General features: G+C 65.4%; 21 protein-coding genes. 11 read left to right on the top strand and 10 right to left on the bottom strand.

Annotated elements, in window-relative coordinates; genetic code table 11:
• Positions 1-64 precede the first annotated feature (64 nt).
• Both recR and LFT46_RS02655 read left to right on the top strand, forming a co-directional pair.
• A complete protein-coding gene (gene recR, locus LFT46_RS02660) occupies positions 65-664 on the top strand; it encodes a recombination mediator RecR (RefSeq protein ID WP_236800949.1) in 600 nt (199 codons plus the stop codon).
• 211 nt (positions 665-875) lie between these two features.
• Positions 876-2,234, top strand: coding sequence for an aspartate kinase (locus LFT46_RS02655; RefSeq protein ID WP_236800948.1), 1,359 nt, complete (start codon positions 876-878; stop codon positions 2,232-2,234).
• 111 nt (positions 2,235-2,345) lie between these two features.
• Here the strand turns inward: LFT46_RS02655 and LFT46_RS02650 are convergent, their stop codons facing one another.
• Entirely contained in the window at positions 2,346-2,561 is a 216-nt protein-coding gene (locus LFT46_RS02650) for a hypothetical protein (RefSeq protein ID WP_236800947.1), read from the bottom strand.
• Between the two features lie 117 nt (positions 2,562-2,678).
• Positions 2,679-2,921, bottom strand: a complete 243-nt coding sequence (locus LFT46_RS02645) for a hypothetical protein (RefSeq protein WP_236800946.1) — start codon at positions 2,919-2,921, stop codon at positions 2,679-2,681.
• A gap of 77 nt (positions 2,922-2,998) precedes the next feature.
• On the opposite strand from LFT46_RS02645, the gene LFT46_RS02640 reads away from it, so the two are divergent.
• From LFT46_RS02640 to LFT46_RS02625, 4 genes are all read left to right on the top strand, one after another.
• Positions 2,999-3,484, top strand: coding sequence for a MarR family winged helix-turn-helix transcriptional regulator (locus LFT46_RS02640; protein ID WP_236800945.1), 486 nt, complete (start codon positions 2,999-3,001; stop codon positions 3,482-3,484).
• An 87-nt stretch (positions 3,485-3,571) separates the two neighbouring features.
• Positions 3,572-4,141: an SSI family serine proteinase inhibitor gene (locus LFT46_RS02635; protein WP_236800944.1), complete on the top strand. Its 570-nt coding sequence runs from the start codon at positions 3,572-3,574 to the stop codon at positions 4,139-4,141.
• Complete coding sequence (locus tag LFT46_RS02630) at positions 4,098-5,051, top strand: 3-methyladenine DNA glycosylase (RefSeq protein WP_236800942.1); 954 nt, start codon at positions 4,098-4,100, stop codon at positions 5,049-5,051. Before LFT46_RS02635 ends, LFT46_RS02630 begins: the two co-directional genes overlap by 44 nt.
• On the top strand, positions 5,048-5,380 hold the full coding sequence (locus LFT46_RS02625) for a serine protease inhibitor (protein ID WP_236800941.1): 333 nt from the start codon (positions 5,048-5,050) through the stop codon (positions 5,378-5,380). Before LFT46_RS02630 ends, LFT46_RS02625 begins: the two co-directional genes overlap by 4 nt.
• A gap of 89 nt (positions 5,381-5,469) precedes the next feature.
• Here LFT46_RS02625 and LFT46_RS02620 read toward each other — a convergent pair whose 3' ends face one another.
• Together LFT46_RS02620 and LFT46_RS02615 are read right to left on the bottom strand one after the other, a co-directional pair.
• The gene (locus LFT46_RS02620; protein WP_442863685.1) at positions 5,470-8,577 is read right to left on the bottom strand and encodes a S8 family serine peptidase; all 3,108 of its coding nucleotides are present in this window, start codon (positions 8,575-8,577) and stop codon (positions 5,470-5,472) included.
• 273 nt (positions 8,578-8,850) lie between these two features.
• Positions 8,851-9,036 carry a hypothetical protein gene (locus LFT46_RS02615; RefSeq protein ID WP_236800939.1) on the bottom strand — a complete coding sequence of 62 codons (186 nt, stop codon included), beginning with the start codon at positions 9,034-9,036 and terminating at the stop codon, positions 8,851-8,853.
• A 271-nt stretch (positions 9,037-9,307) separates the two neighbouring features.
• On the opposite strand from LFT46_RS02615, the gene purS reads away from it, so the two are divergent.
• From purS to purL, 3 genes are read left to right on the top strand one after another with little or no spacing between them, the layout of a single operon-like run.
• On the top strand, positions 9,308-9,559 hold the full coding sequence (gene purS, locus LFT46_RS02610) for a phosphoribosylformylglycinamidine synthase subunit PurS (RefSeq protein WP_015935902.1): 252 nt from the start codon (positions 9,308-9,310) through the stop codon (positions 9,557-9,559).
• A 1-nt stretch (position 9,560) separates the two neighbouring features.
• Entirely contained in the window at positions 9,561-10,334 is a 774-nt protein-coding gene (purQ, locus tag LFT46_RS02605) for a phosphoribosylformylglycinamidine synthase subunit PurQ (RefSeq protein ID WP_236821180.1), read from the top strand.
• Positions 10,331-12,640: a phosphoribosylformylglycinamidine synthase subunit PurL gene (gene purL, locus LFT46_RS02600; RefSeq protein ID WP_236800937.1), complete on the top strand. Its 2,310-nt coding sequence runs from the start codon at positions 10,331-10,333 to the stop codon at positions 12,638-12,640. The genes purQ and purL overlap by 4 nt, the downstream gene beginning before the upstream one ends.
• Positions 12,641-12,710: 70 nt before the next feature.
• Here purL and LFT46_RS02595 read toward each other — a convergent pair whose 3' ends face one another.
• The 5 genes from LFT46_RS02595 to LFT46_RS02575 all read right to left on the bottom strand — a co-directional run bounded on the left by LFT46_RS02595 (position 12,711) and on the right by LFT46_RS02575 (position 15,421).
• Complete coding sequence (locus LFT46_RS02595; protein ID WP_236800936.1) at positions 12,711-13,652, bottom strand: hypothetical protein; 942 nt, start codon at positions 13,650-13,652, stop codon at positions 12,711-12,713.
• Positions 13,653-13,775: 123 nt separating this feature from the next.
• A complete protein-coding gene (locus LFT46_RS02590) occupies positions 13,776-14,069 on the bottom strand; it encodes a DUF503 domain-containing protein (RefSeq protein WP_236800935.1) in 294 nt (97 codons plus the stop codon).
• Positions 14,070-14,146: 77 nt separating this feature from the next.
• Positions 14,147-14,464 (bottom strand): putative quinol monooxygenase, encoded by a 318-nt coding sequence (locus LFT46_RS02585; protein ID WP_236800933.1) that lies wholly within the window; start codon positions 14,462-14,464, stop codon positions 14,147-14,149.
• On the bottom strand, positions 14,461-15,015 hold the full coding sequence (locus LFT46_RS02580; RefSeq protein WP_236800931.1) for a DUF1990 family protein: 555 nt from the start codon (positions 15,013-15,015) through the stop codon (positions 14,461-14,463). Before LFT46_RS02580 ends, LFT46_RS02585 begins: the two co-directional genes overlap by 4 nt.
• Positions 15,008-15,421 (bottom strand): MmcQ/YjbR family DNA-binding protein, encoded by a 414-nt coding sequence (locus tag LFT46_RS02575; RefSeq protein WP_236800929.1) that lies wholly within the window; start codon positions 15,419-15,421, stop codon positions 15,008-15,010. The genes LFT46_RS02580 and LFT46_RS02575 overlap by 8 nt, the downstream gene beginning before the upstream one ends.
• A 45-nt stretch (positions 15,422-15,466) precedes the next feature.
• Between LFT46_RS02575 and LFT46_RS02570 the strand changes: the two genes are divergently transcribed.
• Positions 15,467-16,501: an isopenicillin N synthase family dioxygenase gene (locus LFT46_RS02570; RefSeq protein WP_236800927.1), complete on the top strand. Its 1,035-nt coding sequence runs from the start codon at positions 15,467-15,469 to the stop codon at positions 16,499-16,501.
• A gap of 27 nt (positions 16,502-16,528) precedes the next feature.
• Here LFT46_RS02570 and LFT46_RS02565 read toward each other — a convergent pair whose 3' ends face one another.
• The gene (locus LFT46_RS02565) at positions 16,529-16,954 is read right to left on the bottom strand and encodes a CoA-binding protein (protein ID WP_236800926.1); all 426 of its coding nucleotides are present in this window, start codon (positions 16,952-16,954) and stop codon (positions 16,529-16,531) included.
• Positions 16,955-17,273: 319 nt separating this feature from the next.
• On the opposite strand from LFT46_RS02565, the gene LFT46_RS02560 reads away from it, so the two are divergent.
• On the top strand, positions 17,274-18,089 hold the full coding sequence (locus LFT46_RS02560; RefSeq protein WP_236800925.1) for an ABC transporter ATP-binding protein: 816 nt from the start codon (positions 17,274-17,276) through the stop codon (positions 18,087-18,089).
• The last annotated feature ends 9 nt before the right edge of the window (positions 18,090-18,098 follow it).

The following is an 18,098-nucleotide window of genomic DNA, read 5'->3' as shown; positions in this document are numbered from 1 at the left end:
CTGCCCCGGCAGCCACAACCCGTGACCGATCCACCCGCATCCATACCAATCTGAAGAGGGAAACGTGTACGAAGGTGCTGTCCAGGAGCTGATCGATGAGCTCGGACGCCTTCCGGGGGTGGGACCCAAGTCCGCGCAGCGGCTGGCGTTCCACATCCTTGAAGCTGATCCCCAGGACATGAAGCGATTGGTGGAGGCCATCACCACCGTCAAGGAACGGGTCAAGTTCTGCACGGTCTGCGGCAACGTCACGGAGCAGGAGCTGTGCAACATCTGCCGCGACCCGCGCCGTGATCCCGCTGTAATCTGCGTGGTGGAGGAGTCCAAGGACGTGCTGGCAGTGGAGCGCACCCGGTCGTTCCGCGGCCGGTACCACGTGCTGGGCGGCGCCATCAATCCCATTGCCGGTGTGGGACCGGACCAACTGCGGATCCGCGAACTGCTCACCCGTTTGAACGACGGCGAGATCCAGGAAGTCATCATCGCCACCGACCCCAACCTCGAGGGTGAGGCAACAGCCACGTACCTGGCCCGCATGCTGAAGACCATCGGCATTGCCGTCACCCGCCTTGCCTCCGGCCTACCCGTGGGCGGCGACCTGGAATACGCCGACGAGGTCACTTTGGGCCGGGCGTTCGAAGGCCGCCGCAACGCCCTGGGCTGACGCACCGGGCCGCCATCCGCCGTCGTACATCATCCAACCTGGAGCCGCCGCCTTCCCGAGCCGACGCCACCATGTGCCGTGGCCGGTATGTGGTCACAATTAAACGTCCCTCCGGGCACGGCGATAAACTGTCCCAAGGAATGCCGCGCCCACCCGGCGCCCGGGCCGCCTGGCCTCCCAGAACTCCAATTGACCCAACGAAGGTACGCGCATGAGTACGCCCACCACCGAAGTGCACAACGCAACACAGCCGCAGGCAGCTCCCGCCGCCGGCGCGGTGACCAAGCAGCTCATTGTGCAGAAATTCGGCGGCTCCTCCGTTGCGGACGCTGCAGGGATTAAGCGCGTCGCCGCCCGGGTGGTGGCTGCCCAGCAGGCCGGCAACGAGGTAGTGGTGGTTGTCTCGGCAATGGGCGACACCACCGACGAACTCCTTGACCTCGCCGCCGAGGTCACCGACTCCGCGCCCGCCCGCGAAATGGACATGCTCCTTTCGGCCGGCGAACGCATCTCCATGGCGCTGCTGGCCATGGCCATCAACAAGCTCGGCGCCTCCGCCCAGTCCTTCACCGGGTCCCAGGCGGGCATGATCACCGACGGAATCCACGGCAAGGCCCGGATTATCGACGTCGACCCGCACCGTATCCGCACCGCCCTGGACAAGGGCAACATCGCCATCGTGGCCGGCTTCCAGGGGATGAGCCGCACCACCCACGAGATCACCACCTTGGGCCGTGGCGGCTCCGACACCACCGCAGTGGCGCTGGCCGCAGCCCTTGAAGCTGATGTCTGCGAGATCTACACCGACGTGGACGGCATCTTCACCGCCGACCCGCGTGTTGTCCCGTCGGCGCAGAAGATCGACACCATCTCCAGCGAAGAGATGCTGGAGCTCGCTGCCTCGGGCGCCAAGATCCTCCACCTGCGGTGCGTTGAGTACGCGCGCCGGTTCGGTGTGCCGCTGCACGTCCGTTCCTCATTCAGCCAGCATGAAGGCACCTGGGTCATCCCCAGCGCCGACGACAAGATCACCACTCAAGAGGGAGTTGCCTTGGAGCAGCCAATCATCTCCGGCGTTGCGCACGACCGTTCCGAAGCGAAGGTCACCGTAGTCGGCGTCCCCGATATCCCCGGCAAGGCCGCCGCGATCTTCCAGGTCATCGCCGACGCGCACTCGAACATCGATATGATCGTGCAGAACGTCTCCACCCACGGCACCGGCAAGACCGACATCTCCTTCACGCTTCCCATCATTGAAGGCGCCGACGCCCTGGCTGCCCTTCACGCCGCGCAGGACCAGATCGGTTTCGAGGCCATCGAATACAACGAGAAGATCGGCAAGCTGTCCCTGATCGGCGCCGGCATGCGGTCCCACCCGGGCGTTTCCGCCACCTTCTTCAAGGCGCTGTCCGATGCCGGCATCAACATCAACATGATCTCCACGTCCGAAATCCGGATCTCCGTGGTGACCCACGCCGACCTGCTCGACGAGGCCGTGCGCGTCATCCACAAAGCGTTCGGACTCGATACCGAAAGCGAAGCCACGGTCTACGGCGGCACCGGCCGCTAGAGCCGCGCCGGCAAAAAGCCGGGCTGCCTTCCCTGGGTTTGCCAAGGGGAAGGCAGCCCGGCTTTTTGGTGCTCTGGGCTTCCAGGTATCAGCGGAGCGTGCCGGGAAGAATCAGCTCCCGCGTTCCAGGTCTTCGCGGCGCACGGCGTAGTGGTGTCCGTTGGAGTCGGTTTCGACCACGAAGTGCGTAAGTTCCTCTTCGGAGGCCTGTTCGAATTCATCGTGCTTGTGCACCACCGGCGCATCGGTATCCAGTCGGGTGGCGGGACCGAAGACGAAGCGGAGCCTCTCAGTCAGGCTCATGAAGCCGCTGAGGACATGTGCCACTGTATCCACCCCCTTCCCGAGCCTCGGGCGAAAGTGCAGCCGGCTCCGGCGGGAGCCAGTGCCCTTATTTTAAGCCCGGGCAGTAAAAAAGGCGCCGGAGTCGACGGCGCGGAACTTCTAGCGCAGGGAGCGGTCTTCAGGGTTCTTTGGGACGACGTAGGTGCTGCCGTCCGCCCTGGTGATGGTTTCCCATTGCTGGGTCTCCGCCTGGCGCTGGGCAAGCAGCCTGCGGTTCTCTTCAGTCATGTCGTGCCCCAGGGCGGTGCGGCTGGCGGGTCCGAAGACTGCCCGCAGCTTTCCTGTGACGCGCATGAAGCGCTGGGAGGCGTTGCCCTTGTCCGCGGACTTGTTCCTACCCATGAAGAAGTTCCTTCCACTCACCCTCTACCTCCAATAAATGTACACTAATGATTAGTGCACTAACAGTTGGAGGGGCCATGACCGCCACAACGGCGACGGAAGCAATAGCGACAGACGCGGCAGCGGCAGGGGTCCAAGAGGAAGACCTGCTGCTGGAACACCAGCTCTGCTTTGCCCTCACGGTGGCTGCCCGGAGCGTGGTGGGGGCCTATAAACCGGTACTGGAAAAGCTCAACCTCACCCATCCGCAGTACCTGGTGATGCTCTGCCTGTGGGAAGACAGCCCACGGACAGTGCGGAACATCAGTGAGGCGCTCGCGCAGGAACCGGCCACCATTTCTCCACTGCTCCGCCGGCTGGAAGCAGCGGATCTGATCACACGGCGGCGGGCCGAGGGGAACGAGCGTGCACTCGCCGTCGAACTGACTCCCAAGGGGGCGGCCCTGCGGGAACAGGCACTGCAGGTCCCGGGAACCATGATGGAACGGCTGGGGCTCACCCGCGAACAGGTCACTGAACTGCATGCCTCGATGATGGGGCTCATCGCTGCCACCTCGCAGTGACCCCAGTCGAACCGAGCGAGGTCCTGCCGGGGACTGCCGACACCCGGTCAAGCGACTAGAATTACGGGACGAACGAGAGGTGGACTGATGCGCAATATTCGGACACTCGCAGTCTTCCTGGCCGTGACCGCTGGGCTGGTCTCCGGTTGCAGTGGTACCCCTGACAGCGGCACGTCCGCGTCCACAGCACCTTCGACCAATCCGGGCAGCTCCTCCAGTTCTGCCGCTGGCTCTGCCACCCCCTCCCCTGACACTGAAACCTCGGTAGCGGCCCCTGCCCCCGCCACTTCGCGGCCAAGCGCCGGACCGGGGCAGGGGAACGCCGAACTGGCAATCACCGTGGTGCCGTCCCAGGGCGCAGCGGAGCTCGACTACACCCTGGTCTGCAGCTCGGGGACGCCGGCCGCGGAAAGCAGCCATCCCAATGCCGCTGCCGCCTGTGCGGCGATCAAGGCAAATCCGGACATCCTGGCGCCGTCGAAACCGTCCGGCGCCCAGGCCTGCACGCAGCAGTACGGCGGCCCGCAGAAGGCGACCATTACGGGTGTGGTGGACGGTGTCGCCGTCGATTCATCCTTCGCCCGGACCAACGGATGTGAAATCAGTGCGTGGGATGCCGCGAAGGACGTTTTGGGCGCGGCCGGTGGAGCCTCTTAAGCTCCTGGCGGCGGACTGTGCGCGGGACAGGGAGGAGGCCCACGTGCAGCGTGTCAGCCGCTATGCCGATCCCTACCTGGCCCGCCGGTCCGCCGGGCAAAAACATCCCGTGGAGGATTTCCTCTTCACCTACTACACCCAAAAACCGGGCCAGCTGAAGCGCTGGCACCCAGGTGCCGGTACGGTCCTCACCGGCAGCCAGGCCTCCACACGGGTTGGCTGGAAGCATTACCGGAAGCTCGACGACGGCGAGCTCGCCTCCCTGGGGCTGGCTGCAGGCAGCACCGCGGTCACCTTCGACCGGAGCGCCTTCCTCGACGACCGCCGGGAAGCAGTGGCCTTTGCCGGCATCATCCTTCGCGGCACTGCCGCCAGGCCCGCCCAGTTTGGCTGCTTCGGCCTGCACGAGTGGGCCATGGTCTACCGCCAGGATAAGTTCGACCTCCGGCACGAGTACCTGCAGCTCCGTCTCGGAGCGGCCGGCACCGACAAGGTGGTGGAGGACAACAGGATCCGCTGCACCCACTTCGACGCGTTCCGCTTCTACACTCCGGACGCCATCCCGCTCAATGAACATTCCCCCAGCCGGGAAACCCAGCGGCACCTGGAGCAACCGGGCTGCCTCCACGCCAATATGGACCTTTACAAGTGGGCCTACAAACTACTGCCTGCACTGTCCAGCGAGCTGGTCATGGACTGCTTTGAACTGTCATGGCGAATCAGGGCCATGGACATGCAGGCGTCCCCCTACGATTTGGCCGACTGGGGGTACCCTGCCATTGCCATCGAGACGCCCCAGGGCAAAGCCGCCTACGTCGAGCACCAGCGGGCATTTGCAGCGGAAGCGGGGACCCTGCGGAACAGGCTCGCGGCGGAGCTTGGGGCCACGGCAGAAGGGGTATCCCGGTGATCGATTTGACCATCAGCATCCAGGAGGACCCGGAAGCTCCCGAACACGTATTCCGCCTGCTGGCCAACGATGGCCACCCCGATCCAGGGACCACCCTGCCGGATCCAGGGGCGGCCCTGGCAGCCGTGGAGCGCTTCGGCGAGGACATCTTCTTCCCCAAGCCCGGACCGCCCAAGCTGTGCACCCAGCAGTACGGCGGCCCGCAGGTAGCCGTGGTCACCGGGACATTCCGGGGGCGCAGCGTGCACTCCACCTTCACCCGCACAGATGGGTGCGAAATCGCACGTTGGAAAGCCATGGCCCCTTTGCTGGGCGGCACGGCCACCTAGCTACCCCGGCAACGGAAGAAGCCGCGGGAACGGAAAAAGGTCCCGGGCGGCCTGACGACCACCCGGGACCTCCCCCCATGTCTACCCGGTCAGGTGGCGGGTACCGCCTGGGCCAGGCCAAGCTGGGGAGCCCCGGCGGGGGCCGGGGCAGAGCCGGCTCCCACCTGGACGTTCACCCAGGTCTTGATGCCGTTGCTGCCAAGGCTCAGCCGTGAGAGGTAGGAGCCTTCCGCGAGTCCAGTCCAGTTCAGCGTGGCCGAGGTGGCGGTTCCGTTCGGTGCCACGATGGGGTTCGGGTTCACCGTAAGGTTCCCCGCGTCACCGGCGAAGCTCACCGCCTGCACCGAAGCAGTGGCCGGCCCGTTGTCCGGTGTGGCGTACAGGTTGGCCACCACGTAGTAGGTTCCGGCACGCGGCGATTCGATGTCCAGGAATTCACTGGCAGACGCCGTGGCCACCTGGGTGGCCGTCAGCCCGCCGGAACCGTTGGGTGCGTAGACCACCATGTCCCAGTCGACGTCGTTCGACTGCGCCTGGATGCCCAGCCGGGCAAACGAGGCGCCCGCGGGCACCTTCACCTGGAGCAGGGCGTTGTGCGCGTCATTGGTCGGCGCGTACTCGCCCGGCGTCTTGGTGACGGCGGTCTGGCTCAGCGGTGCAAGGCCCTCCACGCCTACGGCGATGGGGCTGTCCGAACCGGACACCAGTTCCATGGTGCCGCTGCCGGTGCCGGTGGGGGAGCTGAACGAGAACGAAGGGGCAATCTGGGCATCAACCGGGCGGACTGCGATCGGTGAGCTCACCGTCCGCGGCCCCTTCCAGGTGAGGCTTCCGGTGCTGAACTTGCCCACGGGTGCACTGACGTTGCGGATGGTCACGGTCACTTCGCGGGTCTGGCCCGCCTTGGCGAAGTTCAGGGCCTTGGGTTCCACATTGACGTTGAAGCCAGGCATGTTCACCTCGGGCCGGTACATGCCCGGCACCAGCGCAGTCAGCTTGCGCTTCACTTGGACCTCCCCCACCAGACTGCCCAAGGCAATGGAGGGAACGTTGAGGTCGCGGGCAGCGATGGAGCCTGCCTGCGGAGCACCGGTGTCCACGCCCTGGCCGTTGAGGAAGCCGAGCCAGTCCTGGATGCCGGAGTCGTACACCAGGCCTGGGTCGAGGACCCTGGTGGAATCGATGTGCCCGGCACCGCCCTGGAACGGGTCGGTGTTGGGCGAGCCATCGGCATTGACCAGCGGGTACGCCGTGGTCATCATGGCGGACTTGACCATGGCGGGGGTCCACTTGGGCTGCTTGCCCAGGACCAGGGCGCCGAAACCGGCGATGTGGGGTGCGGCCATCGAAGTGCCGGACATGAATCCGAACTGGTCACCGTGGTTGCCGATGGTGGAGACCCCGGCCAGGACGTTGACGCCCGGCGCGGAGATGTCCGGCTTCAGCAGGTCACCGCCTGAGGCGAGGGTGGGTCCGCGTGACGAGAAGCCTGCGATCTGGGGCGCCGGAGCCGGGGGCAGACCCGTCAGGTCGCCCTTGACCAGGCTGACGGTCAGCGCCGGGTTGGCTTCCAGCTTGGACTTCAGTTCCAGGCTCTTGGGGGCGTTGACGTGGACCGTGGGGATGACGTGGTTGTCCGCGTCCTCGGAGCTGCTGGTGAGGTTCACCAGGATCATGCCCACGCCGCCCTTGTCCATAACCTCCTTGCTCTTGGCAGTCCGGTCCACCACGCCGCGGTCGCAGACCACGACCTTTCCGGCCACCTTTGCGGCGTCAAGGGTTCCCGGACCGCACAGGTTGGGATTCGCGGCGCCGGGAGCGGCGGCTGCAGCGGCGACAATAACGGGCTTGTCAGCCACCTCGGACTTCATGATGGAGGCGCCGCGGTACAGCGAGCCGTCGGATACCTTGACTGTGCCCTGCAGGTCGCTGGGGAAGGTGGAAGCGGCCACCGTGGTCAGCCACGGCGACGCGTGGTTCACGGTGGAGGCCGTGGGGCCGGAGTTTCCAGCGGAAGCCGAGACGAAAATTCCTGCGGCTGCAGCGTTCAGGAAGGCCAGCGCGACAGGATCGGTGGTGCTGTTGTTGTTTCCCGAAATGGAGTAGTTCAGGACGTCGACGCCGTCCTTGATGGCTGCTTCCACAGCCTCAACCGAAGCCGAGGAGTAGCAGCCGCCGGTGTCCGGATTGGTGTCCTCCCAGCAGACCTTGTACACGGAGACCTTGGCGGCCGGGGCAACACCTGAACTCTTGCCGAAGCTGGCCCCGTCAATGACCTGCTCGATGTTGGCGTTGCCGGCTGCCGTGGTGGCGGTGTGGGTGCCGTGGCTGCCGACGTCCACGGGGGAGATCTGCTCTTCCGGGGCCCGGTTCCCCGGTGCAACGTACTGAAGGAAGGAATCGGCGAAGTATCGGGCACCGATGACCTTGGAGTTGCAGAGCGATCCGTCGAAGCCTGCCCCGGTCCCCTCACCCTTTTGGCATTCACCCTCGAAGGTGGTGCCGTCTGCCTTGAGCATGGCGATCTTGCCGTCAGCGGTGCGATAGGGAACACCGACCTGCGGGCTGCCCTGCAGCGGCTTCAGCGCTTCGCCCTGCAGGAAGGGGTTGTCGGGTGCGTAGCCGGAGTCGATGACGCCCACCACCACGCCCTTGCCGGCGTTGGCTTGTCCACCGAACTGCGTGGCCCAGGAACCATCGGGACCGGTGAGCTTGAGGAAGTCGGTGGTGGTGTAGTCCGGCTTGTTTTCAACATCCGGTGCGACCACCAGGACGCGACTGTCCTTGGACAACGCCGAAGCCTGCGCCGCGGTCAGCTCCGCACTGAACCCGTTCAGGGCTGCGGTGTACTGCTTGGCCGGAGTGACTCCCTGGGCGGCCGCAACATCACGCTGCTGCTTACGCAGGTGGGCGTCGTAGGCCTTGTAGTTGGGGCTGCCGGCGTCGAGCTTCCTGCCTTGCTGGGGCTTGGTTGCACCCAGCCCGGCAGTTCCCCCTTCATACGCGGCAGCAGCGGGTCCGGCCAGCACCACGATGTACCGGCCGTCCTTGAACTGACTGTCCTTTGCGCTGGAGGAAGCATTGCCCCCTCCCTGGCCGCCAGGGGCCGCCGAAGCGGGGCCCACAGCCAGCGAGCTGAGGATAAGGGGCAACCCGACGGCCAGCGCGGCCGCCTTCCGGAGTCCCCCAGCCCGCAAGGGGCTCTTTCCAGTTGATTTCACGTGCAACCCTTTCACGATGTGCCGCCCAGACTTGGTGGGCGCCCCCGAACGACTGGCACTGCAGAGGGAATTACAGGTTTTGTAATTTGCTGAGACCAGACTGTTCACAGAGTACAGACTGAGAGCGGGATATGACATAGAGCACATTTGAAAAATTTTCGCTTGTCACACGCGTTGTACTGCCAGTCCCTGCGCGTGAAAAAGGGCGCCCCGAAGGACGCCCTGACGAGTTAGGAGCCGGGAGGCGGACTAGTGGCGCGGAGTCCGCACCACCTCGCTGATCCACTGCCTGGTCTTTTCATCCACCGGGCCGGCCATCCGCGTCTCGCGGGCCAATCTGTCCGCCTTGATCTTCTGGAAGACCATCCTGCCCAGGCCGGCGAACACCGCCGCGGCAACCACGGGCAACAACACGGACTTTGAATTCTCAGCCATCCAGCAATCCTAATGAAGGCCTTCGGGCAACTCCAGACCACCCTTGGCCGCGGAGCGGGATCCGGCGCCCCACGCGGCGTTCCTGCCCCCCCCAATCCGCCGAATACAAAGGGACGCGCCCGGGCCGGTAGAATGATAGGGCAAGCTCGCGGAGCGCCCGACCTCATGGTGAACCAATGCAGGTGACCCCTTGTCCCCAACACCCTGGTACGGCGTGAGACGGCACCACTCCGCTGCGCCCTTACCCAAGCTCACGCACAGGAGTTACCGGATGCCCCGGATCGTTGTTGACGTCATGCCCAAGCCCGAGATTCTGGACCCGCAGGGGAAGGCAATCGTTGGCGCTCTCCCCCGGCTGGGCTTCACCAGCTTCAGCTCTGTCCGCCAGGGCAAGCGCTTCGAACTGACGGTCGACGGCGAGGTGACCGAGGAAATCCTGGCCCAGGCCCGCGATGCCGCAGAAACCCTCCTGTCCAACCCCGTGATCGAAGACGTCGTCAACGTCGAGGTCGTCGAGGCCTGAGATGAGTGAACTTCCCCTGATCGGCGAGGCTGTCGCCGTCGCGGCGGAGCCGCGCCTCGCTGGCGCCCGGATCGGCGTCGTTACCTTCCCCGGCACCCTGGACGACCGGGATGCTGCCCGCGCCGTCCGCCTGGCCGGTGCCACCGCCGTCGAACTTTGGCATGGCGACGCCGAACTTGGCGACGTGGACGCCGTCATCATCCCCGGTGGATTCTCCTATGGCGACTACCTCCGGGCCGGCGCCATTGCCCGCTTCGCACCGCTGATGTCAAAGATCATCGACGCCGCAAACTCTGACGCCAAGCTGCCCGTCCTCGGCATCTGCAACGGATTCCAGATCCTCACCGAGTCGCACCTGCTGCCCGGTTCGATGATCAAGAACGACCACCTGAAATTCCTCTGCCGCGACCAGGTACTCCGCGTGGAGAACAGCAACACGGCCTGGACCCTGGATTACCAGGCGGGGCAGGAAATCACCATCCCGCTGAAGAACCAGGACGGCCAGTACATCGCGGATGAGAAGACGCTGGACGCCCTTGAGGCCGAGGGCCGCGTGGTGTTCCGTTACGTCGGCTTCAACCCGAACGGGTCCCGCCGCGACATCGCCGGCATCTCCAACGCGGCCGGCAACGTGGTGGGCCTCATGCCGCACCCCGAACACGCCGTGGAGCCGGGCTTCGGCCCCGAGTCGCTCGATGGCATCGGTGGTTCCGACACCGATGGCCTGGGCTTCTTCACCTCCGTACTGAACAAGATTGTGGGAGGCGACAAGTGACCACCGAAACCACCAAGAAGTTCAATATCGACACCGTCGAGAACGCTGCCAAGACCCCGGACACCGAGCTGCCCTGGGCCGAGCTGGGCCTGAAGCAGAACGAGTTCGACGAAATCGTCAAGGTCCTGGGCCGCCGCCCCACCGGCGCCGAGCTGGCCATGTACTCCGTCATGTGGAGCGAGCACTGCTCGTACAAGTCCTCCAAGAACCACCTGCGCCAGTTCGGCCAGAAGGTCACCGAGGAAATGAAGAAAGACATGCTGGTGGGCATCGGCGAAAACGCCGGCGTGACCAACCTGGGGGACGGCTGGGCCGTGACCTTCAAGATCGAATCGCACAACTCGCCGTCGTTCGTTGAGCCCTACCAGGGTGCCGCGACCGGCATCGGCGGAATCGTCCGCGACATCATCTCCATGGGTGCCCGCCCCGTGGCCGTCATGGATCCGCTGCGCTTCGGCGCCATCGACCACCCGGATACCGCCCGCGTCATGCATGGAGCCGTGGCCGGAATCGGCGGCTACGGCAACTCCCTGGGCCTGCCCAACATCGGCGGCGAGATGGTGTTCGACTCCGTCTACCAGGGCAACCCGCTGGTCAACGCCCTGGCCGTGGGCGTCATGCGCCATGAGGACATCCGCCTGGCCAACGCGTCAGGCAAGGGCAACAAGGTGGTCCTGTTCGGTGCCCGCACGGGTGGCGACGGGATTGGCGGCGCGTCCGTTCTGGCCTCCGAGTCCTTCGACGACACCAAGCCGTCCAAGCGTCCCGCCGTCCAGGTGGGCGACCCGTTCGCCGAGAAGGTCCTCATTGAGTGCTGCCTGGAGCTCTTCAAGGGCTCCTTGGTGGAGGGTATCCAGGACCTGGGCGCGGCAGGCATCTCCTGCGCCACGTCAGAACTCGCATCCAATGGCGACGGCGGCATGCAGGTGGAACTGACCTCCGTCCTGCTGCGCGACCCCACGCTGACCCCGGGCGAGATCCTGATGTCCGAGTCGCAGGAACGCATGATGGCCGTGGTTACCCCGGAGAACGTGGAAGCGTTCGAGGCCGTCATGGACAAGTGGGCCGTGGAGTACTCCTGGCTGGGCGAGGTGACGGACACCGGCCGCCTCATCATCACCTGGGAAGGCGACGTGATTGTCGACGTCGATCCCCGCACCGTGGCGCACGACGGCCCGGTCTACGACCGCCCCTACGCCCGCCCCGAGTGGCAGGACGCCGTCCAGGCCGACACCTTCACCGGTTCAGTGCAGGACGCCGGCCGCCCGGCGGCTCCGGCTGAACTCGCCAAGGCCGTCACGGAGCTCGTGGCATCGCCGAACATGTGCTCCAAGTCCTGGATCACCAACCAGTACGACCGGTACGTGGGCGGCAACACCTCCATGGCATTCCCGGATGACGCCGGCGTGGTCCGCGTCGATGAGGAAACCGGGTTGGGCGTAGCCCTGGCCACCGACGCCAACGGCCGCTACACCTACCTGGATCCGTACCACGGCGCGCAGCTGGCGCTGGCCGAGGCGTACCGGAACGTTGCCACCGCGGGCGCCATCCCCATGGCCGTCAGCGACTGCCTGAACTTCGGCTCCCCTGAGGACCCGGACGTCATGTGGCAGCTGGCCGAAGCCATCCGCGGCCTGTCCGACGCCTGCATGGTGCTGGGCATCCCGGTCACCGGCGGCAACGTCTCGCTGTACAACCAGACAGGCACCACGCCCATCCACCCCTCCCCCGTGGTGGCAGTCCTGGGCAAGCTCGACGACGTCGCGCGCCGCACGCCGTCAGGCTGGCGCGAGGACGGCCAGGCCATCTACCTGCTGGGCACCACGGGTGCCGAGCTGGATGGTTCCGAATGGGCCAACATGCGCGGCCACCTGGGCGGCCAGCCGCCGAAGGTCGACCTCGAGGCCGAGCGCGCACTGGGTGAGATCCTGATCAATGCATCCCGCGACGGCATGATCGACGCCGCGCACGACCTGTCCGAAGGCGGCCTCGCGGCCGCCCTCGTGGAGTCCTCGCTGCGCTACGGCGTCGGTGCCCGGATCGCCCTGCAGGACATCATGGACCGGGACGGCGTGGACCTGTTCACGGCGCTCTTCTCCGAGTCCCAGGGCCGTGCCGTTGTAGGGGTTCCCCGCTCCGAGGAAGTCCGCTTCACGGACATGTGCACCGCCCGCGGCTTCGCCCACGCCCGCATCGGCGTGGTGGACGCCGCCAGCGGCAAACTGGAGATCAACGGTGTGGAGGGCCTGTCCCTGGACGCCCTCCGCGAAGCCCACGAAGGGACCCTGCCGAAGTACTTCGGCTGATCCCCACCCATCGACTGCTGCGTACTTGTCGTTTTGAACCGTCAGAACGACAAGTACGCAGCAATCGTTTTTAAGAGCCCCTTCGCCAGCCTGCCTGGGCCAGGGCGACCAGGACTTTGGCTGCGGCCGGCTTCGCATCGTTGACCATGTGCCGCTTGGAGATCCTGACCTCCGTCCACCCCAACGCGGCGTACCGTTCGGAGCGCGTTATGTCCCTGGCGATCTGGCATTCCTCGCCGTGGTGGTCGCCCTCGTACTCGATTCCGATCCTGTATTTGCGGTAGGAAAGGTCAGGCTCGTGATGCCTGCTGCCGTCCTCGGCAATGATCGGGACATTCAACTCGGGTTCGGGTAGGCCCGCGCGGACAATCGCGAGCCGGAGCAAGCTTTCCTGCGGTGAGTCCGATCCGACCCGAACGAGCGCCAGAGCTTCTTTCGCCTTCCGGATTCCCCGCTTTCCCCGGTGCCTGTCGATCGTCCGTTGCAGGTCCCTTATGCTGCACAGGGGCATGTCCCGGTCCTCAAACTCCGGCCTGGGCACGCGGACGCAGCTGTCCCCCATCGCCACGAGCTCGTCAACGGACAGCAGCTCGGCCATGTCGAGCCAGGTACGCGCCGGCGTCGTGACCGGAATGCCGTCACTTCTGATGATTTCGTCCTCATACACCTTCATGCGGTGCACGATGACGTGGGGCCTGTCCAGGTGGGCTGCGCCCTCTGGACGGATGAGGTGGTAGACGTCAGAGGTGTGGTCCTGGCGCCGCTGCGGCAGCGAATGGAGCTCTGCGGCCGTAACATGCGAGGCAGCACAAAGCTGGTTGACCTCAATGAATGGCCGGACCCGCGCGCCCAACGAAAGTCCCGCCGTCGTACCTTCCATCCGGATTCCCCGGCCGAAGCGCTCCAACGAATCGTGCCGCCAACGCCGCGGTGACAGGCCCGCATAAGCAGCGTCTGCAAAGGTGAAGGGGCGGCCGCGGAGTTCCTCCGGTAATGAGCGTGGCGTCTTCATCGGTCCATGACACCAGAACCAGGATTAGTGCCGCAGAAGTTATCCACACCCTTCATCGATTGCTGAGCAGGTGTCGTTTTGGCGCGTGAAAACGACAAATGCTCAGCAATCGATGGGGTGGGATCAGTCCTCGCTGTGCAGTTCCCGCTGGCGGACGCTGAGCAGCTCAATCTCCGGGCGGCCCGCCACGAAGCGTTCGACGGCGGACAGCACCTCCACGAGGTGCGCGCGGTCGGCTGCCACAAGCCCCGCACCAAGCTGCGTGCGCCGGTACTGGCTGTGGTCCCCCACCTCGGCCACTGAAATTTCGAAACGCCGCTTGAGTTCGGCCACGAGCGGCCGGACCACGGAACGTTTCTCCTTCAGGCTGTGCACGTCGCCAAGGAGGATGTCGAATTCGATCCAGCCGATCCACATGGCTTCATGCTATCGATTGCTCCGTATTTGTCGTTTGGGTGGCCCAAAACGACACATACGGAGCAATCGATGGGGGTTTAGATGGTGAGTTCGCCCATCAGGTCCCAGCCTTCGCCGTCGAGCTGGCGGCTGATGATCCTGGGCGTCTCGGCGAGGGCCTGGGGCATGTCAGCCATGGCCTTCTTGAAGTGGTCGCTGTTCACGTGGTCACCGGCGGCGTCGTCTTTGAAGGCTTCCACGAGGACGTATTCATTGGGATCGTCCAGGCTTCGGGACCAGTCGAACCAGAGGTTGCCGGGCTCCTGCCGCGTTTCCTTGGTGAAATCAGCTACGAGATCGGGCCAGCGCTCCGCCCACTCGGGCTTGACCTTGAATTTTACGACGATAAAGATCACTGGGATTTTCCTTCCGCGGCGAGACTGCGTGCTCCTTCAATGTACCGGGAAGTAACGTAGCGCTGCGTCGCCCGGGTGACCGGGCCGCCGGCGGCATAGAACCAGTTGGAGGGCTTGCTGAAGGCCCGGATCCTCAACCACACCTCGCCTTGGTTGTTGATCTCCACCTCAAACGATTCCTCCCCGCGGGCCGGGTGTCCTGGCAGCGTCCCGTATCCGAAGCCGGCGGACTGGGGAACACCGTCAGGGGCCGGCTCGTGGACCCACACCACCTGGCAGGGTGCGGGCAGACGGAAGGATCCGACGCCGAATCCGCTCACCACGCGGGCCCCGGCCACGGCCCGCGGCGAATCTGCGCGGACCCGAAGTCCTGCCCGCCGCTGCAGTTCCCAGCCCAGGATGCCGTCCGCCACGCGCCGGTAAACGTCCAGCCCGCTGCCCAGCCGTGCTTCCTCAAGGACGCGGTCATAACCTTCGGGCGCCCTGCCCTGCTCGGTGCCACCCATCCCCGGGTACCCGAGCTCGCCCGGCACCCGTCCCTCTTCACTCATTGCCGCCTGCCCTCCCGAGGCGTGCCCACCCCAGTTGCTCCTGTTGCTTCCGGCTCAAGCCTGCCACCACCAGGTCATACGAGTCCTCCACCATGTCCCGGACCATGCCGTCCGGCAGCGAGCCGTCAAGGCGGACGCCGTTCCAGTGGGTCTTGTTCATGTGCCACGCGCCGGTGATCGCGGGGTGCACTGCGCGCAGCTGGACGGCCAGGGCCGGTTCGCACTTCAGGTTCACATAGAAGTCGGCCTGGTCCATGGATGACAGGGCAAACAATTTGGCCTCGTGGCGGGCCCCGCCGGCGATGTGCGCACGCACCTTGAACACCGCGGTCTCCGGACCAAACGGATAATCCTCAAAGGCGCCTGGAAAGCTCAGGCAGATTTCCCGCAGGGCAGTTGGGTCCATAAAGGAAGCCTATAAAGCAGGCCTGCACGGTGCTAGTGTGCGAGGATGGCACGTGACCAGGGAGCAATACCTGTTCTGGATTTGAGTTCCGCACGGCAGCCTTACGGGGCTTTCCGCCCTGAGTTTATTGAGCAGTTGCGGCATGCCACCCACGATGTTGGGTTCTTCCAAATCACCGGATACGGCGGCCGGCCCGGCCAAGCCGAAGAACTCCTGGACCTGATCCGGCGCTTCTTCGACCTGCCGCTTGAGGAACGGATGAAGCTGGACAACCGCCTCTCCCCGCACTTCCGCGGTTACACCCGCATGGGCACGGAGGTGACCCAGGGCCGGGCAGACGCCCGTGAGCAAATTGACTATTCACCGGAGCGGGAGCCGGTCAGGGATTATCCGGACGACCAGCCCTACTGGCTGCTGCAGGGACCCAACCTGTGGCCGGATGAAACCCTGCCAGAGCTGAAGACTGCCGCCATGGAGTGGGCGGACCTGATGTCCGGGGTGGGGATGGAGCTGCTGCGGGCCATTGCTGTTTCCCTGCAGCTGCCCGAGGACTACTTCGACGAGCCCTTCCGGGATTCACCGGCATGGATGGGCAAGCTGGTGCACTACGTGGGCGGTGTGGTGGAGGCCGCCGGAGACCAAGGCGTGGGCTCGCATGCGGACTACGGCTTCGTGACCCTCCTGCTGCAGGATGAGGTGGGCGGCCTTGAAGTGCTGCCGCCCGGAACCACCGAGTGGCTGCCGGTGGAACCCCTCGCCGGAGCCCTGGTGGTGAACCTTGGCGAGATGCTCGAAGTCGCCACCGAGGGGTACCTGGCAGCGACCATCCACCGCGTGCAGGCGCCCCCGCCGGGCGTTGACCGCTACTCGGTGCCGTTCTTCTGGTCGCCGGGACTGGACGCGGTGATCGACCCCGTGCCGCTGGCCCCGGAATTGAAAGCAGCCGCCCGGGGGATCACCGACGATCCCGCCAACCCGCTTCTGGCGTCCTTCGGCATGAACATGCTCAAGGGCAGGATGCGGGCGCACCCGGACGTCACCGAGCAGCACTATCCGGAGTTGCTGCGGCGCCAGGGTTGATGGCCACCTACGCTGGGACTCCGGACGTTAGAGGCTGTACTTCCACGCGAGCTGTGCGGGGCAGGCATTCATGACAACGTCCAGCCCCGCGGCCTTGGCGCGCTCCGCCGCTGCCTCGTCGATAACCCCCAGCTGGAGCCAAACAGCTTTCGCCCCCGCGGCAATAGCCTGGTCCACCACGCTGCCCACCTTCTGTGAGTTCACGAAGCAATCCACGACGTCGATGGGCCGCTTTTCCGCCGGAATGTCACCGAGGGTGCGGTACCCGGTTTCGCCGTGGACAGCGTCGCCGGGCAGGTTCACCGGGATGATTTCCTTGCCCAGCCTGTCGCGAATGAACAGCGACACATCATAGGCGGCCCGCCACTCATTGGTACTCAGGCCAACGATGGCCCAACGCCCCTTGGTTCGCATGAGGCGTTCGATGACTGCAGGATCGTTCGTGTGGCCCATGGGATTAGCCTACGCTCTGCCCGGAGTAGCAGCCTGGATCGAATAAAAGAATGATCCTTCTCCGAACATGCGGCTGTGAACGAATATTACGCACCTAAACGCGAGAGTTTGCTCTCGACGATTCAGTGCGCTGTAGTGGTTCTTGACCATCCCGAGCGGCCGAGAGACCTGGATCGATGACGCCGCAGCAACCCTGGTCGCCGGACGCTCCCCAACAGCCCCGGCGATAGCAAGGATTGCAGCCGTGGGTACCGGAACTGACCACTCCGGCGAGGCTGCCTCCGTAGGGTGCTACTGCCAGGACCGATGGAGTGATCCTATGACCGCAGTTTTGTCGTCCCGGCCTGCCGGGACGAACCCCGCCCATGCGCCTGCCCTCCCCGTATCGTTCAGGAACCTGCGCCGCACTTTCGGGGCCGGCACCGCAGCCCACACCGTCCTCCGGGACGTGACCTTCGATGTGGCAGCCGGAGAAGTGCTGGCCATCCTGGGACCCTCGGGTTGCGGAAAGTCCACGCTCCTGCGCGCCACGGCAGGCCTGGACTTCCCGAGCGCCGGTTCCGTCGTCATTGAGGACACCCCGGTCCACGGCATCGATCCCCGGTGCGCCTTCGCCTTCCAGGAACCCCGGCTGCTGCCCTGGCACACCCTGCAGGCCAACGTGGCCATCGGCCTGCCCACCGGATGCAGTGCCAAGGAAGGCAAGGCAAAGGTAGCCCGCCTGCTGGAACTGGTGGGGCTGGAGAAATTCGCCAAGCACCGCCCCCGCGAGGTGTCCGGCGGCATGGCGCAGCGCGCCTCCCTGGCAAGGGCACTGGCCCGGAATCCCGGCGTCCTGCTGCTTGATGAACCCTTCGGGGCCCTGGATGCCCTCACCCGGATCAAGATGCAGGACTTGCTCCTGGACATCCACCGGGCAGAGCCCACCACCGTCCTGCTGGTCACCCACGACGTGGATGAAGCCCTGCAGCTCGCAGACCGAATCATCGTCCTCGGCCCCGACTCCGCCGGGCAGGGTGCAACCATCGTCAGGACCGTCCAGGTGCCCGGCAGCCGGCCACGTGAACGCGCCTCAGCCGAACTCGCCCTCATGCGCAGCTCACTCCTGGAAACGCTGGGCGTCGACGGGCACTGAAGGCTCCTG

It is taken from the genome of Arthrobacter sp. FW306-07-I, from assembly GCF_021800405.1.
In the GTDB taxonomy this organism is placed as follows: domain Bacteria; phylum Actinomycetota; class Actinomycetes; order Actinomycetales; family Micrococcaceae; genus Arthrobacter.
This window is presented reverse-complemented; position numbering and strand designations above follow the sequence as displayed.

Bases quoted from the DNA above. Each gene is read 5' to 3' on its own strand.
- LFT46_RS02615 (WP_236800939.1), bottom strand. From the start codon at position 9,036: ATGGCTGAGAATTCAAAGTCCGTGTTGTTGCCCGTGGTTGCCGCGGCG.
- purQ (WP_236821180.1), top strand. From the start codon at position 9,561: ATGAGTGAACTTCCCCTGATCGGCGAGGCTGTCGCCGTCGCGGCGGAG.
- LFT46_RS02595 (WP_236800936.1), bottom strand. From the start codon at position 13,652: ATGAAGACGCCACGCTCATTACCGGAGGAACTCCGCGGCCGCCCCTTC.
- LFT46_RS02655 (WP_236800948.1), top strand. From the start codon at position 876: ATGAGTACGCCCACCACCGAAGTGCACAACGCAACACAGCCGCAGGCA.
- purS (WP_015935902.1), top strand. From the start codon at position 9,308: ATGCCCCGGATCGTTGTTGACGTCATGCCCAAGCCCGAGATTCTGGAC.
- LFT46_RS02570 (WP_236800927.1), top strand. From the start codon at position 15,467: ATGGCACGTGACCAGGGAGCAATACCTGTTCTGGATTTGAGTTCCGCA.
- LFT46_RS02580 (WP_236800931.1), bottom strand. From the start codon at position 15,015: ATGAGTGAAGAGGGACGGGTGCCGGGCGAGCTCGGGTACCCGGGGATG.
- LFT46_RS02560 (WP_236800925.1), top strand. From the start codon at position 17,274: ATGACCGCAGTTTTGTCGTCCCGGCCTGCCGGGACGAACCCCGCCCAT.
- LFT46_RS02565 (WP_236800926.1), bottom strand. From the start codon at position 16,954: ATGGGCCACACGAACGATCCTGCAGTCATCGAACGCCTCATGCGAACC.
- LFT46_RS02635 (WP_236800944.1), top strand. From the start codon at position 3,572: ATGCGCAATATTCGGACACTCGCAGTCTTCCTGGCCGTGACCGCTGGG.
- LFT46_RS02640 (WP_236800945.1), top strand. From the start codon at position 2,999: ATGACCGCCACAACGGCGACGGAAGCAATAGCGACAGACGCGGCAGCG.
- LFT46_RS02575 (WP_236800929.1), bottom strand. From the start codon at position 15,421: ATGGACCCAACTGCCCTGCGGGAAATCTGCCTGAGCTTTCCAGGCGCC.
- LFT46_RS02645 (WP_236800946.1), bottom strand. From the start codon at position 2,921: ATGGGTAGGAACAAGTCCGCGGACAAGGGCAACGCCTCCCAGCGCTTC.
- LFT46_RS02590 (WP_236800935.1), bottom strand. From the start codon at position 14,069: ATGTGGATCGGCTGGATCGAATTCGACATCCTCCTTGGCGACGTGCAC.
- LFT46_RS02630 (WP_236800942.1), top strand. From the start codon at position 4,098: ATGCCGCGAAGGACGTTTTGGGCGCGGCCGGTGGAGCCTCTTAAGCTC.